We start from the raw sequence: 728 nt of genomic DNA on the forward strand, positions 1-728 counted from the left end.
CGTACCTCGGACGCGCCGACGGCGTGCAGAGTCACGCCCTGCCAGGAGAACGGCAGCTTGGCCTCACCGTCCGCGCTGTCGGTTCCGCTCACGCCCAGCGCGTGCAGCGCCGCGTCCAGCAGCGCCGGATGCACACCAAACGCACCCGCCTCGGCCTCCGCCGACTCCGGCAGCCGCACCTCGGCAAACACATCCCCGCCACGACGCCACACCGACCGCAGCCCCTGGAACACCGGCCCATAACCGAACCCGGCATCCGCCAAGCCCTCGTACAAACCGTCGACCGCAACCGGCTCAGCCCCGACCGGCGGCCACACCACCAGGTCGAACGCCGGCTCCGCACCCCGCTCGGCCAGCACACCAGCGGCATGCCGCACCCACGACGCATCCTCGCCCGCACCCTCCACCCGCGAATGCAGCACCAGCGCACGACGCCCCCCACCGTCAGGCGCACCCACCGACAGCCGCAGCTGCACACCACCCAGCTCCGGCAGCACCAACGGCGCCTCCAGCGCCAGATCCTCCAGCACCTCGCAGCCGACCAGCTCGCCCGCACGCACCGCCAGCTCGACAAACGCCGTACCCGGCAGCAGCACCGAACCCATCACCGCATGATCCGCAAGCCACGCATGCGTGGCCAGCGACAACCGACCGGTGAACACCACCCCGTCCGAATCCGGCAGCTCAACCGCCGCACCCAGCAACGGATGGCCCGCCGCACCGAGACC

1 protein-coding gene is annotated in these 728 nt (G+C 71.7%); it reads right to left on the reverse strand.

Features of this window, described 5'->3' with window-relative positions; all coding sequences use genetic code 11:
• The coding region (locus ACP4IX_RS36340) for a polyketide synthase dehydratase domain-containing protein (RefSeq protein ID WP_426558942.1) at window positions 1-728 on the reverse strand (728 nt) is incomplete at both ends.

The sequence above is a fragment of the Streptomyces sp. WG5 genome, assembly GCF_049974565.1.
GTDB lineage: Bacteria > Actinomycetota > Actinomycetes > Streptomycetales > Streptomycetaceae > Streptomyces.